Origin of the sequence: Sorangium sp. KYC3313, assembly GCF_052075895.1 — a bacterium.
Lineage (GTDB): Bacteria > Myxococcota_A > Polyangia > Polyangiales > Polyangiaceae > Sorangium > Sorangium cellulosum_B.
This window is the reverse complement of the sequence record NZ_CP197255.1, coordinates 7,794,974-7,811,118: the sequence shown is the minus strand read 5'-3', so window position 1 is coordinate 7,811,118 and position 16,145 is coordinate 7,794,974. Positions and strand designations below refer to the sequence as shown.

Genomic DNA, 16,145 nt, shown 5'->3' with positions numbered 1-16,145 from the left:
GTACGCGCATCGGGTGGTCCATGGGCGCAGGATCTCGCTGACGCGGCTCGTTTCGAGCGCCCGCCGCGAAGTTGCGGTGGCGGAGGCAGACGATTACGGCCCGAGGCGATCGAATCGTGTCGTGCCTCCATTGGGGCACAAACGGCGCAGCCTGAGCACGTCAGGCGCAGAGGGTCCGACGTCGTGCGCGGGTTGCGGCCCGGTCAGACGAGCGGCGGGGAGGCGCCGCGCGCCGTCGCGAGCGGGCCTCGACGCCTCTCGTTCACGACGGCCGCGGCGCGGGCGGGAGCGCAGGTGCTCTGCTCGAAAGCCCGAGAGAGAGGCGCTGCGCGCTGCGCGCGGCGCCTGCCCCCGAGGCGTTGAGTTCGCCATCTCCAGCATGGGGCGCGCGACCCGCGGGCGAACCGCGCTCCGATCGGGGGCCGTCCCGCCGGTCTCCGCGTTGAGAACCCGGAAAACCAAGGCCGGCGTCGATCCAGAGAATGCCTTTTTGCGGATGCCTCAAGGCCGGTGACACGAGCTCGCAGCGGCAGTGTCTGCACACGAGGACTGAGGCACACAGCCTGCTCTTCGATGAGCCCAGGGTGGCTCGGACCTTCCGGCCATCACGGGATATTGAGGAGGACAACACATGCTCTCGATTCATGGCAAGGTGCTGGGGCTCGCGGTGGTGATGGCGGCGCTGGGCACGGGGTGCGCCGTTGATGCGGTGAGCGACGCGGATCTCGACGAGGCCGGCGTCGACGAGGTAGAGCAGGTCGATTCGACCACCGCGGCGCTCGAGGCCGGCGCGTCGGCGAGGGGCGGGTATCAGGGGCCGTACGGCGGCAAGGGCGGGCCGATCGGCGCGCAGGGCCCCATGGACCTCGGCCAGGGGCCGGTCGGCGTGCAGGGACCGGCGAGCCCCGGCCTGCAGGCGCCGATCGGCCAGATGGGGCAGGGGCCTGTCGGCCAGGGGCCTGTCGGCCAGGGGCCTGTCGGCCAGGGGCCCGTGGGCGTGCCGGGTGGCGTGCCGGGCGTCGGTGGCGTGCCGGGCGTGGGCGGCGGCCTCGGCGGCCTCGGCGGCTTCGGCGGCCTCGGCGGCTTCGGCGGCTTCGGCGGCTTCGGCGTGCCTGCCGCGCTCGTCTCGAGTTGCACCACCTTCAACACCGCGTTCGTTCCCGACTGCTTCCCGTGCAACAACTTCGGTTCCCCCTGCTGCTGCAACCGGCCCCGCAACCCCTGCAATCCGGGCATCGGCGGCCCGCTCAACGGCGGGTTCTCGGCCGGCCCCTGCGGCGGCGGGTTCCAGGGTCCCTGCAATGGCGGTTTCACGGGGGGCGTCTGTGGCGGCAACGGGTTCTCGGGGGGCTGCGGCAACGCCGGGTTCGTGGGCCCCTGCGGTGGCGGGTTTGCGGGCGGCCCCTGCGGCGGCAACGTCGGGTTTGCGGGCGGCCCCTGCGGCGGCAACGTCGGGTTTGCGGGCGGCCCCTGCGGCGGCAACGTCGGGTTTGCGGGCGGCCCCTGCGGCGGCAACGGGTTCGGCTGGTAACTGCGGGGCCTCGGGCCTCGACCGCTGACGCCGGCCGCGGAGACGGCGCGGGGCTCGGAGGAAACAGGCCCAGCGCCGCGCGCAGGCCGCCACGGGAGAGCGTGAGTCGCTCGCGCTCGATGACCGATCTCGGGTCGGCCCCTCGTCGCCGCTCTCCCCCGCGAGCTCCGCCAGCGCCGCAGCGGGCTCACCACCTCGGCGGCCAGCGGACGGCGGGAGCGTGACGGCAGCGCTCGAGCGGCCCAACGGCAGAGGCTGGGCCTGCGCCGGCGGGGGCGACCCATGTGAGGTGAGGTCGTCGCCGCCAGCGCGGGTCGCGGACGCAGGGGGGACGGCGCCACGCCGCCGTGCCCCCGAGGCCCGCGCGGGATGGATGATGGCGGCGGGACGGCCAGCGAGGATGGTGAGGTGAGACGCGCTGCGCCTCGGGAGCGCGGCGCGGCCCCCGAAATTGCGCGGAACTGCACCCGAGTCCAGCGAGTCCGCGCCGGCGGCATGCGCCGCCTTCACGGGCGTTGCTACGCCGCGAGCGATCCCTTAGAGTGGCGCTAACGCTGTGATCGGCACGATCATCGACGGCAAATATCAGATTCGCAAGCTCCTCGGCGAGGGCGCCATGGGCTCGGTCTACGAGGCCGAGCACACGGGGACCGGCCGGCGCTGCGCCGTGAAGGTGATCAGCTCGGCGGATCTCACCCGCGACCCCAAGGTCGTGAGCCGCTTCCAGCGCGAGGCGCGCGCGGCGGGCGCGATCGACACACAACACATCACCCAGGTGCTCGACGCCGGCGTCGATCGCGGCTCGAACCTGCCGTTCCTCGCGATGGAGTTCCTCGCGGGCGAGGACGTCCACGAGCTCATCAAGCGCGTCGGCCCGCTCGCGCCCGACCTCGCGCTGCGCATCGTCGCGCAGTCGTGCATCGGGCTCCAGAAGGCGCACGAGGCGAGCGTCGTCCACCGCGACATCAAGCCGCACAACCTGTTCCTCGCGCGCCGCGACGCCGGCGAGATCCTCGTCAAGCTGCTCGATTTCGGGATCGCCAAGGTGAAGATGGACCGGGCGAACGAGACCGAGAGCGCCGATCTGACGCGCACCGGGAACCTGATCGGCTCGCCGCTCTACATGTCGCCCGAGCAGGCGCGCGGCCAGAAAGAGATCGACCACCGCACCGACATCTGGTCGCTCGGCGCCGTGCTCTACCAGCTGCTGACCGGGCGGACGCCGTACCATCACATCACCGCGCTCGGTGAGCTGATCATCGCGATCTGCTCGGATCCTCCGCCGCAGGTGCAGGATTTCGCCCCGTGGGTGGCGCCCGAGATCGCGGCGATCGTGCATCGATGCCTCCTGCAATCCCCCGGGCAGCGCTACCAGAGCGCGCAGGAGATGTTCGGCGCCATCCGGCCGCTCCTTCCGTACGGCTGGGGCATCCACGAGAGCATGCTCGTGCCGCTGCCGGAGGCCGTGCACCGCCAGTCCGCGCCGCGGCTCGCGATGAACGCGCCGCCCGCGAACCAGAGCGGCGCGTACGCAGCGGCCTCGCCGGCGAACCAGAGCGGCGGGTACCCCGCGATCTCGCCGGCGAACCAGGGCGGCGCGTACGCCGCGACCGCGCCGGCGAACCAGAGCGGCGGGTACCCCGCGGTCCCGCAGGAGCACCGCGGAGGCTACTCGTCGTTCGCGCCTCCCCCGCTCCAGAGCGGGCCGCCGGCGGCGATCATTCCGGCCGCCAACCACGCTGGCGCTGCCACGACGGGGGCGCTCACGCAGTCGCACCGCGGCACGCAGCCCGGCGTGCCGCGGGTGCCGGTGGTGGCCGGCGCCGCGCTCGCCGCCGCGGTCATCGCGGCGGGCGTGTACTTCATCAGCCGGCCGTCGCCGGAGCCGGTCGTGCAGCCGGAGACGAAGGCGACCGTCGAGACGCTCCCGCCTGCGGCGGCCACGCCGACGTCGACCGCGCTGACGTCGACCGCCCCGACGGCGCCGCCGGCCGCGACGCCGACGACGCCGGAGGTGGTCGCGGCGGTCGAGCCGCAGCCGAAGCGCGTTCAGGTCGTCATCCTGCCCGCCGACGCCTCGGTCGAGGTCGAAGGCAAGCGCGTGACGACGCGCAACGGGATCCTCGACATCACCGGGCCGCCCGGGAGCGTGCACAGGGTGCGCGTCTTCAAGAAGGGGGGAGGCGAGGCGATGGCCGACGTCGTGGTGACCGACACCGGCGCGCTGCCGCCGAAGGTCGAGCTCACGCCGACGTCGGGGAAGGGCGGTCCTGCGACGTCGGCGAAGAGCGCCTCGACCGCGCCGCCGCCCGCGCCCACGACCCCCAAGGGGATCATCGACAACACCGACGAGTTCGGAAAGTAGCAGCGGAACGACAGGCTGAGTACGGTGCTCGATCGAATGGATCTGCGTACGCGGCGCGGCGGCTCTCGTCCTCTCTCCCTCGCGCGGCGTCCCCGCGCAGCGCCGCGGCTGCGCGCGCTCTCGGCCGCGGTCGCGGTCGCGGTCGCCGCCGGACCGGCGCTCGCGCAGCCGGCGCCGCCGGCCACGGACGCCGCCACGCCGGTCAAGGAGGGTGCCGCGCCCGCCGCGGAAGCCGGCGCGCCGGCCAGGGAAGGCGCCGCGCCGGCCACCGGGGCTGCGGTGCCGGCCGAGGAGGCGCCCGTCTCCGAGACGGACCGGCAGGTGGCGCGGCTCCACTTCGAGAAGGGGCTCACGCTGCTGCGCGAGGAGGCGTGGGGCCCTGCGCTCGCGGAGTTCCTCCTCTCGCGCAAGCTCTTCCCGACGCGCGCGGCCACGAACAACGCCGCGATCGCGCTGCGCAAGCTCCAGCGCTACGACGAGGCGCTCGAGATGTTCGAGACCTTCCTCCGCGATTTCACCATGTCGGCCGCCGAGCGCGCGGCCGCGCAGCGGGAGATCGCGGAGCTGCGGGCGCTCGTGGGGACGCTCGACATCACGAACGCGGAGCCCGGGGCGTCCATCGTGGTGAGCGGCGAGGAGCGCGGGCAGTACCCGCCCGTCAAGCCGATCCGCGTGGCGGCGGGCCCGCACGTCGTCCGCGTCTTCAAGGAAGGCTACGAGCCGGTGGAGACGCGCGTCGACGTCGCCGGGGGGCAGACCGTCACGGTGAACGCGAAGCTCCGCAGGCTGACCCGCTCCGGCCGGCTGCGCGTGGTGGAGCGCGCCGGCAAGACGGTCGACGTGCTCGTGGACAACGTCGTCGTGGGGCAGACCCCGTGGATCGGCGCGCTGTCGGTCGGCGACCACATGGTCGCGCTGCGCGGCGCGGGGAAGCTCGGGACGCAGCCGACGGCGGCGCCCGTGAAGCCGCAGGAGCTCACGACGCTGTCGCTGCTCGCCGAGGATCTCGACGCGTCGCTGCGGATCGACCCCACGCCGCCCGGCGCGAGCGTGTGGATCAACTCGGTCAACGTGGGCAACGGCGTCTGGCTCGGCCGGCTCAAGGCCGGCACGCACCGGGTCGAGGTGAAGGCCAACGGGTTCGTCACCGGGACGCGCACGGTGACGCTGCAGAAGGGCCAGCGCCAGAGCCTCGACATGCGGCTCGAGCGCGACGAGGACGCCGACATCTGGCGCAAGCCGCCGAAGATCACGCTCGACGTGAGCGCGTCGTTCCTGCTGGCGCCGACGCTGGGCGGGGCGATCACGGACGGCTGCGATTCGGGTTGCTCCAGCTCGCTCGGCCTCGGCGGGCTCGGCATGATCCACGGGGGTTACGAGCTCGGCTCGGGGATCGGCGTCGGGCTCGAGCTCGGCGGCCTGTTCGCGGCGCAGCAGATCGACGAGCGCTCGGCGACGCTCAGGCCGGTCGGCTACCGGGATCCGCTCGACGGCACGGCGAGCGACACGCTCCGCCTGGGCGGCTTCCTTGCCGGCGCGACGTTCGGGTACCACTTCGGCGAGGACTTCCCGGCGCTGCTCCGGCTGGGCGCGGGGGTGCTCGTCGGCGAGGTCCGCGATGAGCGGACCGGCAGGTTCAGGACGACGGGCGGGGAGTGGTTCAACACGTCCCCGATGGTCGACTTCGCGTCGGCAACGTACTTCTACGCGGATCCTGAGGTACGGCTCGGCCTGCGGCTCGGAGAGCGGTGGGAGGTGTCCGGTAGCCTGAAGCTGCTTCTCCTGATCGGCCTCAGCAAGCCGAAGTGGGACAGGACGATCGAGCTGGCGGCGGCGAGCGACGGGATCGGCACGTACGAGCCGGACTCGCTCATGGGCGATTTCGTCTTGATGATCTCGCCCGGGGCGAGCCTGCGTCACGAGTTCTGACACGCCCCGGCGTGCTCGGTGCACGCCTGTGATGCGAGATTTCCCCCATCTGAGCGAGCGCCGCTCGACGCCGGCGCGTCGCGGCGCGGCTGCACCGGCGGGAACGCCGGTGCCAAGCCCCGCTGATTCTTGGGAGGTCCGTGGATCCGCTCAGGCCGCGCGTGGGGCCCGGCTCGCCGGCCCCACGCGCGGCTTGTGACGGCGCCGCAGGAGCAGCACGAGCCCGAGCCCGAGCCCCCAGCCGGCGCGCGAGCTCGACCCGTTGCTCATCCTGCAATCGCAGCCGCCTTCGAACTTCGGCACGGACGCGTCACCGCCGCCTTCATCGCCGCCCGCCGCGCCGCCGCCGCCGCTCGCGTCCACCGGGCCGCCGGCGGATCCGCCATCGCCGCCTGCGCCGCCTGCGCCGCCGCCACCGCCTGCGCCGCCGCCCTCCGCGGCCGTCGAGTCGCAGGCGTCTCCGACCCCGTTCTCATCGCTGTCCGCCTGATCGTCGTTCGGATCATCAGGGCAGTTGTCACAGGCGTCGCCTCGAGCATCCCCGTCTGCGTTCTCCTGCTCGCGGTTCTGCACGAGACGGCAGTTGTCGAGCGGATCGCCGTTCGCGTCCGCGTCGTCTATCCCATCGCCGTCGTCATCCGTATCGCAGGCGTCGCCTTGGCCGTCATGATCGGTGTCGGTCTGGTTGTCCCGCGGCGCCGGCGGCGCGGGCAGAGCTGGCCCGTTCGGCGCGAAGGGGCAGTTATCGAGCGGATCGCCGCTCGCGTCGACGTCGTTCACCCCGTCGTTGTCGTCATCCTCGTCGCAGGCGTCCCCAGCGCTGTCGCCATCGTTGTTCTCCTGCAGGGGGTTGGGGATGCGAAGGCAGTTGTCGCTGCGGTTCTCGACGCCATCCAGGTCGATGTCGCCTGCGTCGCACGCGTCCCCGATGCCGTTCTCGTCGATGTCTTCCTGATCCACGTTGGGCGTCGTACGACAGTTGTCGAGCACCACGCCCCCGGTCGTCATATCGATGCTGCCATCCGGGATCGAATCGTTGTCTGAATCCTTGTCGCGGTAGTCGGGGATATTGTCCCGGGTCGACTCGAACCGGTCCGTGTCTGCCGGGAACGGCGTCGCGCTCGGGTCCCCGGCCTCATCGACATCGTCGATGTGATCATCGTCGCTGTCCGTATCCCGCGCGTCGTACTCACCATCGTTGTCCGAGTCGACCGGTGTGCTGAAGTAGCAGGCACCCGAGCACGAGGTCAACGCGTCCGGCGTCGTGTCGTCCGGCGTGAGCTCATGGCACTCGTTCGCTCCGCACACTGCGACGGCGTCAGGGACGCCGTCGAGGTTCGTGTCGACGCTCGGCCGGAAGCACGGCGTATCGTCCTCCGCGCACACCTTCAGGCTGTCGGGCAGGCGGTCGTCGTCGGTGTCCACCGCAACAGCGATGTAACAACGCAATCCAGCGGCGCCGTCGATGCAGATGAGGAGCCCGTCGATGATCCCGTCAGGCGCGCCGCCCGTATCGTCGTCCCATGCCGTGCAGGTCACGCCATTGGGGCACACCTCGATCGTATCGGGGATCGTATCCCCGTCGTGATCGGCGTTGAACGGGCTCGTGGTCCAGAAGATCTCCAGCTGGTTGTCGATGCCGTCGTTGTCCGCGTCGCGATCGCACTCGTCTCCGACCCCGTCGCCGTCGGTATCGCCTTGCAGGGGATTGAACCGAAGGGGGCAGTTGTCGAGCGGATCGCCGGCCTCGTCCACGTCGTTCACGCCATCGTTGTCGTCATCGGGGTCGCAGGCGTTTCCTTGGCGATCGCGATCGGTGTCGAGCTGGTTGTCAAACGGCGGGGAGCTCGGGTTCAGCGGCCCATTGGGCACGAAGTGGCAGTTGTCGAGTGCCGCGCCTGCCCCGTCCACGTCGTTCACGCCGTCGTTGTCGTCGTCGGGGTCGCAGGCATCGCCTCGCAGGTCGCCGTCGAAGTCGGCTTGATCGGCGTTCGCCAGGAACCAGCAGTTGTCGTCGCCCGCGTCGATGACGCCGTTGCCGTTCACGTCGTCGACGGCGCCGTCGTTGTCGTCGTCGTCGTCGCAGGCGTCGCCTCGCAGGTCGCCGTCGAAGTCGGCCTGGTCGGCGTTCGCCAGGAACCAGCAGTTGTCGTCGCCCGCGTCGATGACCCCGTTGCCATTGCGATCGTCGACGGCGCCATCGTTGTCGTCGTCGGGGTCGCAGGCATCGCCTCGCAGGTCGCCGTCGAAGTCGGCTTGATCGGCGTTCGCCAGGAACCAGCAGTTGTCGTCGCCCGCGTCGATGACGCCGTTGCCGTTCACGTCGTCGACGGCGCCGTCGTTGTCGTCGTCGTCGTCGCAGGCGTCGCCTTGCAGGTCGTGGTCGAAGTCGGCCTGGTCGGTGTTCGCCAGGAACCAGCAGTTGTCGTCGCCCGCGTCGATGACCCCGTTGCCGTTGACGTCGTCGATGGCGCCATCGTTGTCGTCGTCGGGGTCGCAGGCGTCGCCCTGCCGGTCGTGGTCGAAGTCGGCCTGGTCGGCGTTGGCCAGGAGCCAGCAGTTGTCGTCGCCCGCGTCGATGACCCCGTTGCCGTTGACGTCGTCGATCACGCCGTCGCCGTCGGCGTCGGCGTCGCAGGCGTCGCCTTGCAGGTCGCCGTCGAGGTCGTGCTGGTCGGCGTTGGCCAGGAGCCAGCAGTTGTCGTCGCCCGCGTCGATGACCCCGTTGCCGTTGACGTCGTCGGTCACGCCGTCGCCGTCGGCGTCGGCGTCGCAGGCGTCGCCTTGCAGGTCGCCGTCGAGGTCGTGCTGGTCGGCGTTGGCCAGGAGCCAGCAGTTGTCGTCGCCCGCGTCGATGACCCCGTTGCCGTTGCGGTCGTCGATAGCGCCGTCGCCGTCGGCGTCGTCGTCGCAGGCGTCGCCTTGCAGATCACCGTCCAGGTCGTGCTGGTCAGCGTTGGCCAGAAGCCAGCAGTTGTCGTCGCCCTCGTCGATGACGCCGTTGCCGTCAACGTCGTCCTCGACGCCATCGCCGTCGGCGTCGTCGTCGCAGGCGTCGCCTTGCAGGTCACCGTCCAGGTCGTGCTGGTCGGCGTTGGCCAAGAGCCAGCAATTGTCGTCGCCCGCGTCGATGACGCCGTTGCCGTTGACGTCGTCCTCGACGCCATCGCCGTCGGCGTCGTCGTCGCAGGCGTCGCCTCGCAAGTCGCCGTCGAGGTCGTGCTGGTCAGCGTTGGCCAGGAGCCAGCAGTTGTCGTCGCCCTCGTCGATGACGCCGTTGTCGTTGACGTCGTCCTCGACGCCATCGCCGTCGGCGTCGTCGTCGCAGGCGTCGCCTCGCAAGTCGCCGTCGAGGTCGTGCTGGTCAGCGTTGGCCAGGAGCCAGCAGTTGTCGTCACCCTCGTCGATGACGCCGTTGCCGTCGACGTCGTCCTCGACGCCATCGCCGTCGGCGTCGTCGTCGCAGATGTCGCCGTCGCCATCACGATCGAAGTCCCTCTGGTCCGCGCTCCGGGTGTGCGGACAGTTGTCGCAGGCATCGCCGATGCCATCGGCGTCGCTGTCCAGTTGGTCATCCGAGGTATCGGCCGGCGTTGGAGCCAGCGGGCCATTTTGCACGAAGGGGCAATTGTCGAGCGGGCCACCGTTCGTGTCTACGTCGTTCACCCCATCGTTGTCGTTGTCAGGATCGCAAGCATCGCCTATGAGATCGCCGTCTCTATCCTCTTGATCTGGATTGTACTTGTTTCGGCAATTGTCGCGACCGTTGCGAACACCGTCAAAGTCACAGTCTCCGCCATCACTACTGCATGACTGTGCCCACGCCTGCTTCGGCAAGAGCAGGCACATAGGCAGCATCAAGAACAGCAGAAAATATATTCGACGCATGCGCCGCTTCAGCGCGCCGGGGCTTTCGGCTACTTCGCGCATACGTCCCCCTGAGAGCATTCCCCCGCGGCACCCGTGCAACGACATGACGAATTGATGCAATGATTCCCGAAGCCGGAGCAGTCCTCGTCCTCGGTGCATTCGGCGACCCTGCAATAATTGGCCGCCCTGTCGTCAACGCCGATGCATTTAGAATCTCCGGGGCAATCCGCGGCTTCGGTTGCCGGTGTGCACGGAAGCACGCATTTATTCACCCCCTCGACCGATACGCACCGGCTGCGCTCCGGAAGACCAAGCGCCACGCAATCGCTTGGCATCGTGCATTGCGCCGGCCCACAAACCCCGCGGGCAACATCGCAGGTGTAGTAAATGCTCGGGCAGTTCGCCTCACCCGGTTGACAGCAGTCAGCGGGCACGCTGCACCCCGGTAAGCAATAGCCGTACGTGGGCTCGCTGCCCCCCGAGCCTCCACTGCCCGATGTGGCACTGGTGGTGGCCCCGCCCGTTCCTCCATCACCGCCGGCGCCCCCGCCGCCCGATGCGGTGCCGGCGCCTGCGCCTGCGCCTCCCTGACCGCCCGCGCCTCCGTCGCCGCCCATGCCCCCTTCGCCGGCCGCCCCGGCGCCTCCCGAGCCGCCGCTCGACGTCGTGGTGCTCGACGTCGTGGCGCTCGACGTCCCGGTGCCGCCTCCGCCGCCGCCGTCATCCGAGCTGCACGCCGCTTGAATCGCCGTCGCAGTAACAAGCAGAAGAAGGCCACCTCGCCGCATTGAACACGCTCCCGAGCAGGGTACTCCTATCTTCGTACACCCCTCGTCTCGCACCTGACAAGCAAACACGCCGGGGCAGCGCTCGCTTCGAGTGGCGCACGCAGCGGCGACGCGTCAAAGCTCATGTGGGCTCATGTCCCACCCAGGCGCTTGGCGCTCGCGGACCCGATGTTTCGCCCAGGTTGCAGGCGCAACGACGTTCTCTGGTATCGTGGCCGCGCGCATCCGGCGGTCTCCGCGTTGCGCACGGATCGACCCCTGACACAAGGACCCGGCACGTGCCCAGACCCAAGCTCCCACGAGCCGCCACGCCGCGGCGATCGATGCGGCCCCTCACCGCCATGCCGGCGGTCTTCTTCCTCGCTGCGTGCTCGAGCGATCCTTCGACCCCCATCGATCCGCCCGCCGCTCCGATCGTCGCGGCGCCCCTGTACTCCGAGGCAGCAGCCGTCCGGGTCAAGGCGATCGGCGCGCGTGTGCCCGCGTTCGACGCGGTCTTCGTCGGGCGGCCCGACCCGGCGCGACGCTTCGATGTCACGCCCGGCGGCGACCTCCGTCCGGTGCTCCCGGCCCCGAGCGCCGGCCAGCGCACCACGACCGTCGAGCTCGCGGCGCGCGCAAGCGCGCCCACGCGCATCACCGACGACGGCTCCGGCCTGCGGCTCGCCTTCTCTCTCGAGGGCGCCTCGGACGCGCTCGTCGCCGTGGCCGACGGCATCGCGATCCGCGCCGGCGCCGCGCCTTCGGGGGGGGATTTGCTCCACCGCGTCGATCGCCACGGCATCGAGGATCTCGCTTTTTACGAGCGCGCCCCGGCGATGGAGGAGCTCCGCTACCGCGTCGACGTCACGGGGGCTGCGGGGCTCCGCCTCGTCGCGCGGACGCTCGAGTTCCTCGATACCGCGGGCGTGCCGCGCCTGCGGATCGCGCCGCCCTACGTGCTGGATGCGGGGGGCGCGCGCGTCGCGGCGAACCTGTCGGTCGAGGGCTGTGCCGTCGACGAGAGCCCGCGCGCGCCGTGGCGGCGTCCCGTCACCCCGCCGGGCGCGCCTGCGTGCACGGTGAAGGTCTCCTGGGGTGGCGCGGGCGTGCGCTACCCCGCGGTGGTCGACCCGTACTGGCAGCAGACGGGCGACATGAGCGAGGCACGCGCGCGGCCTACGGCCACGCTCCTCGACCCGAGCGACCCGGGGAGCGAGGTGCTCGTCGCGGGCGGCTTCGACGACGCGAACGCGCCGCTCCGGTCCGCCGAGCTCTATGAGCCGTTACGCCGCGTGTTCGCGCGGACCGGCGACATGGCCGCGCGGCGAGGCGGTCACACGGCGACGCTGCTCGACGACGGCCGCGTGCTGATGATCGGAAGCGGCGCGCCTCGCTTCAACATCACCTCGGCCGCCGTCGCGGAGACCTCGACCGAGCTCTACGTGCCCACGGCGGGCACCTTCACGAGCGGCCCCTCCCTGTCAACGGCCCGGTTCGATCACACGGCGACGCTGCTCGACGACGGCCGCGTACTCATCGCCGGCGGCGCGCCGACCCTCGGGGCCACGCCGCTGAACTCGTTCGTGCTCTACGACCCCTCCACGGGCTCGCTCAGCGCGCCCGGCACCATGCAGCGCCCGCGTCGGGGGCACGCGTCCGTGCTGCTCAACAACGGCACGGTCCTGATCACGGGCGGCCTCGTGAGCTCCTCGCTGGCGGCGCAGTTCATGGAGATCTACACGCCAGCGCCGGGCGGGACAGGGAGCACGGCCGCGGTGCCGTTCAACATGCGGAGCGATCGCGCGTTCCACACGGCGACCCTGCTCAACCCGGGGGCGGATCCCGTGGTCACGCCGTCCGTCGTGCTGCTCGCCGGCGGCGTCAACGCGACGAGCGGCAACGCTTATCTGAGCACCGCCGAGCTGTTCACGAGCGGCGCCACGGAGCAGCGGGCGCTCCCCTCGATGAGCACCGAGCGCGTGCATCACAGCGCGACGCTGCTGCCCTCCGGCGACGTGCTGATCGCGGGCGGCGCGAGCGCCGCCGCGGCGCTGACCAGCAGCGCCGAGCTCTACGTCAGCCAGCGCAGGACCTTCTCGTCGCTGGCCACGCCCATGGGGGTGAGCCGCGCGCGGCACGTCGCTGTCCTGGTCAACGGCGGCGACTCCATCACCTCGGGAAGGGGCGTGCTCGTCGCCGGCGGCGGCAGCGGGACAGAGGGCGCCAAGGCGGAGATCCTGCTCAAAGGCCCGGGTGATTCATGCGCTCTGCCGGAGGAGTGCCGCTCCGGGTTCTGCGCCGAAGGCGTCTGCTGCGATCAAGCCTGCGACGCAGAGTGCGATTCGTGTACGCAGGAGGGAAAGCAGGATCATAGCCCCAGCGGAACCTGCGGTCCCGCGAAGGCGGGCAAGCCCTTGCTCATCCACTGCAAGACGAATGTCGTGGGTCACGGCATCGAGGTGCACAACGAATGCGACGGCATGGGCCATGCCGTCTCGAACGCATTGACAAGAGACTGCGCACCGGGCACCTGCATCGGTAATCGCTGCAGAGATTACTGCACCCCGGACCTGCCGTGCGATTCCACCGGGTGGTGTGACTACAGCACCGGCGAGGGCACTGGAGGCGGGGGCGGCGCCGGGGGCGCCGGGGCAGGGGGCGTGAGCGGGACCGGCGGCGCTGCGGGCGCCGGCGGCGTGGGCGGCGATGCTGGCGCTGGCGGTAGGGGGACCGGCGGCGCTGGAGGCGCGGGCGGAGCCGGCGGCGCTGCGGGCGCCGGGGCAGGGGGCGTGAACGGAGCTGGCGGCGCTGCGGGCGCCGGCGGCGTGGGTGGCGATGCTGGCGCTGGCGGTACGGAGGGCGCTCCGAGCAGACCGCCGGGATCGGGGGTGTGCCGGCAGAAGTATCCGCTTGGCGCTCCTTGCACCGACGACGCGCAGTGCCTCGGTCTGTCGGGCGGCACCGAACCGGGGCACTGCGCCGACGGTGTTTGCTGCGACGGCCCGTGCGAGGGGGCATGCGAGGCGTGCACCCTCCTGAACCGCAACGGCAAATGCTCCCCGCTCGGTTCCCCTGATGCGCCGGAGCAGCCCCTGCCGGGTCATCCGACGTGCCGTGACGGCGGCAACGGCGACGGCGACTGTGCCGGCGTCTGCACGGGCAAGGACGACAGGACCTGCTCGTTCCCGAAGCAGGATACGCGCTTCAAGGATCCGGAGTGCGGCTGCCCTGGCGGCGATTGCGCGGTCGGCCCCGCCATCCTGACGCACTTCCTGTGCAACGGGAAGGGCAGCTACGACCCGGCGGAAGAGCGCTGCGGCGGAGAGAGTGGCGGGTACCGCTGCGCCAACAGCACGTCGTGCATGGACCGCTGCACCTCCGACGCCGACTGCATCGCCGACTTCATCTGCGCAGCGGGCGCATGCGTTCCCCTGGACGCCCCGCTCTGCGACGGCGACCACACCGTGCGGGTCCCCGCCGGCGCCGACACCGACTGCACGCCATACCGCTGCGACGGCAGCGCCTGCAGGACCTCCTGCAGGACGCTCGACGACTGCGTGGCACCGCATGTCTGCAACCTCGCCGGCGAGTGCATCCGCGTCGACGAGCTCCCGATCGCGAGCGCCCCGAGCTGCTCCTGCCGCGCGGCAGGCGCCTGGGCGGACGATCAAGGCCGCTGGACGCTCCTCCTCGTCGCCCTCGGCGGCGCCATCCTCCGCCGCCGCCGGCCTGCGCTCCGTGTCTGACGCCGTGCTTCGCGCCTGACGTTGTTGCCCAGCGCGCTCGACGGCATGTTGCCCCCCACCTCACCCCCCCGCTATCGTGCCCGGCCGATGAGGTCTTCCTCCGTCGCAGCGGTCGCGTCCACAGCCGTCCTCATGACGCTCGCCGGCGCCTCGCGCGGTCAATCCACCGGCGGCTTCTCCCTCGACCGGTTCGAGCCCGCGCCCGCCGGCGACGCCTTCTTCAGCGTGCCCTCTCCGGCCGCCCCCGGCCACCTCGCGCCGCGCGCCTACGTGGGGCTCGATTTCGCTCACCGCCCCATCCATTCCAGCGGCGACAACCCCGTCGACCTCGTCTCCTCGCAGGCGTTCCTTCGCCTCGACGCATCGCTCGCGCTGTGGGATCGCCTGCTGCTCTCGATCGACGCACCCCTCGCCGTCGCGCAAGGGGGCGACGATCCAGGCATCCCCGGCGTCGTGTTCACCGAGCTGACGGCGCCCGAGCTCGGCGACCTCCGCTTCGGCGCGCGCTTCCGCGTGCTCGGGGAAGACGCAGGCCCGTTCCAGCTCGGGATCGGCGGCTACCTGTTCGCGCCCACCGGCTCGCCGGCGCAGTACACCGGCGACGCGGAGGCCCGCGGCGCCGTCCACGCGAGCCTCGGCGGGCGCGTCGGCTCGGCGGGCTCGTCGCTCGGCTTCCTGTGGAGCGCGAGCGGCGGCGTCGAGCTCGGGGGCGGCCCCAACCGGCCGCAGCTGTTCACGTTCGGCGGCGCCGCGGGGCTCCTGATCGCCGACGATCTCCTCCAGCTCGGCGCCGAGGCGTACGGCGGCGCGCCGCTCGGCGACGAGCTCCTGCTCTCGAGCACGCCCGTGCAGCGCGACGGGGCCAGCGTCAACGCCGAGCTGCTCCTCGGCGCCAAGCTGCGCGTCCTCGACGGCCTCACGTTCGGCGCCGCGGTCGGCCCGGGCCTCACGAACGCCATCGGCACACCGCCGGTCCGCGCGGTCGGCATGGTCGGCTGGACGCCGCTCCCGAAGCCGGCCCGTGAGCGCGCTCAGGCCGGCGCCGTCGCGGGCGACAGGGACGACGACGGCATCAACGACGACATCGACGCGTGCCCCGACGTGAAGGGCGATCCTTCGCCCGATCGCGCGAAGGACGGCTGCCCTCCGGCGGATCGCGACGGGGACACGGTGCTCGACATCGACGACGCGTGCCCGAACACCCCGGGCGCCCGCAGCGCCGACGCCACGGAGAACGGCTGCCCCGAGGACTCGGACGACGACGGCTTCCACGACGGCATCGACGCCTGCCCCAGCGTGCGCGGCGGGGCGAGCGACGACCCGAAGAAGGTCGGCTGCCCTGGCGACGCGGACGGCGACGGCATCGCCGACGCCTCGGACGCCTGCCCCAGCGTCAAGGGGCCGGCGAACCGGGACCCGAAGCAGAACGGCTGCCCGGACGATCCGGATGGAGACGGCGTACGCGGCGCCGCGGACGCCTGCCCGAACGAGCGGGGGCCCTCCGACCCTGATCCACGACAGAACGGCTGCCCCAGGTTCGTTCGCGTCAACGCCGACGAGATCAGGACGTCCAAGCCGGTGCAGTTCGTCGTCTACGGCAAGTCGCGCGCCGAGACGGTCGATCCCATCTCCGACGAGATCCTGTACGAGGTGCGCGACGCCATCCAGCAGAACCCGGACATCGAGCTCGTCGAGGTGCAAGGCCACACCGACGACAACGGGACCGAGGAGTACAACCTCCGCCTGTCGCAGCAGCGCGCGGACGCGGTCCTCTCGTGGCTCGTGTCCGCCGGGGTGCCCCGGGAGAAGCTCGTCGCCAAGGGCTACGGCTTCGAGCAGCCGCTCGGGGACAACCGCGTCAAGACAGGGCGCCAGAAGAACCGCCGCGTGCAGTTCGTGATCGTCAAGCGCAAGGGAAAGCCCTAGCGAGCAAG

General features: G+C 71.4%; 7 protein-coding genes. 6 read left to right on the top strand and 1 reads right to left on the bottom strand.

The genetic code is table 11. The features are described 5' to 3' along the window. Positions 1-631: 631 nt before the first annotated feature. The 3 genes from ACSRUE_RS30120 (at position 632) to ACSRUE_RS30110 (ending at position 5,825) form a co-directional block, all read left to right on the top strand. Complete coding sequence (locus ACSRUE_RS30120) at positions 632-1,531, top strand: hypothetical protein (RefSeq protein WP_441286581.1); 900 nt, start codon at positions 632-634, stop codon at positions 1,529-1,531. Positions 1,532-2,087: 556 nt separating this feature from the next. Continuing rightward, positions 2,088-3,896, top strand: coding sequence for a serine/threonine protein kinase (locus tag ACSRUE_RS30115; RefSeq protein WP_441286580.1), 1,809 nt, complete (start codon positions 2,088-2,090; stop codon positions 3,894-3,896). A gap of 36 nt (positions 3,897-3,932) precedes the next feature. Next, positions 3,933-5,825, top strand: a complete 1,893-nt coding sequence (locus ACSRUE_RS30110; protein ID WP_441286579.1) for a PEGA domain-containing protein — start codon at positions 3,933-3,935, stop codon at positions 5,823-5,825. 150 nt (positions 5,826-5,975) lie between these two features. Here ACSRUE_RS30110 and ACSRUE_RS30105 read toward each other — a convergent pair whose 3' ends face one another. Further along, the gene (locus tag ACSRUE_RS30105; RefSeq protein ID WP_441286578.1) at positions 5,976-9,755 is read right to left on the bottom strand and encodes a thrombospondin type 3 repeat-containing protein; all 3,780 of its coding nucleotides are present in this window, start codon (positions 9,753-9,755) and stop codon (positions 5,976-5,978) included. Positions 9,756-10,310: 555 nt separating this feature from the next. Here ACSRUE_RS30105 and ACSRUE_RS30100 point away from each other — a divergent pair. The 3 genes from ACSRUE_RS30100 (at position 10,311) to ACSRUE_RS30090 (ending at position 16,137) form a co-directional block, all read left to right on the top strand. Continuing rightward, the gene (locus ACSRUE_RS30100; RefSeq protein ID WP_441286577.1) at positions 10,311-10,439 is read left to right on the top strand and encodes a hypothetical protein; all 129 of its coding nucleotides are present in this window, start codon (positions 10,311-10,313) and stop codon (positions 10,437-10,439) included. A gap of 367 nt (positions 10,440-10,806) precedes the next feature. Continuing rightward, on the top strand, positions 10,807-14,211 hold the full coding sequence (locus ACSRUE_RS30095) for a Kelch repeat-containing protein (RefSeq protein ID WP_441286576.1): 3,405 nt from the start codon (positions 10,807-10,809) through the stop codon (positions 14,209-14,211). An 87-nt stretch (positions 14,212-14,298) separates the two neighbouring features. Continuing rightward, positions 14,299-16,137: an OmpA family protein gene (locus ACSRUE_RS30090; RefSeq protein ID WP_441286575.1), complete on the top strand. Its 1,839-nt coding sequence runs from the start codon at positions 14,299-14,301 to the stop codon at positions 16,135-16,137. The last annotated feature ends 8 nt before the right edge of the window (positions 16,138-16,145 follow it).

What these genes read in the sequence shown, in the direction of transcription:
- ACSRUE_RS30120 (WP_441286581.1), top strand. Translation starts at nt 632, where the DNA reads ATGCTCTCGATTCATGGCAAGGTGCTGGGGCTCGCGGTGGTGATGGCG.
- ACSRUE_RS30110 (WP_441286579.1), top strand. Translation starts at nt 3,933, where the DNA reads ATGGATCTGCGTACGCGGCGCGGCGGCTCTCGTCCTCTCTCCCTCGCG.
- ACSRUE_RS30105 (WP_441286578.1), bottom strand. Translation starts at nt 9,755, where the DNA reads ATGCGCGAAGTAGCCGAAAGCCCCGGCGCGCTGAAGCGGCGCATGCGT.
- ACSRUE_RS30100 (WP_441286577.1), top strand. Translation starts at nt 10,311, where the DNA reads ATGCCCCCTTCGCCGGCCGCCCCGGCGCCTCCCGAGCCGCCGCTCGAC.
- ACSRUE_RS30095 (WP_441286576.1), top strand. Translation starts at nt 10,807, where the DNA reads ATGCGGCCCCTCACCGCCATGCCGGCGGTCTTCTTCCTCGCTGCGTGC.
- ACSRUE_RS30090 (WP_441286575.1), top strand. Translation starts at nt 14,299, where the DNA reads ATGAGGTCTTCCTCCGTCGCAGCGGTCGCGTCCACAGCCGTCCTCATG.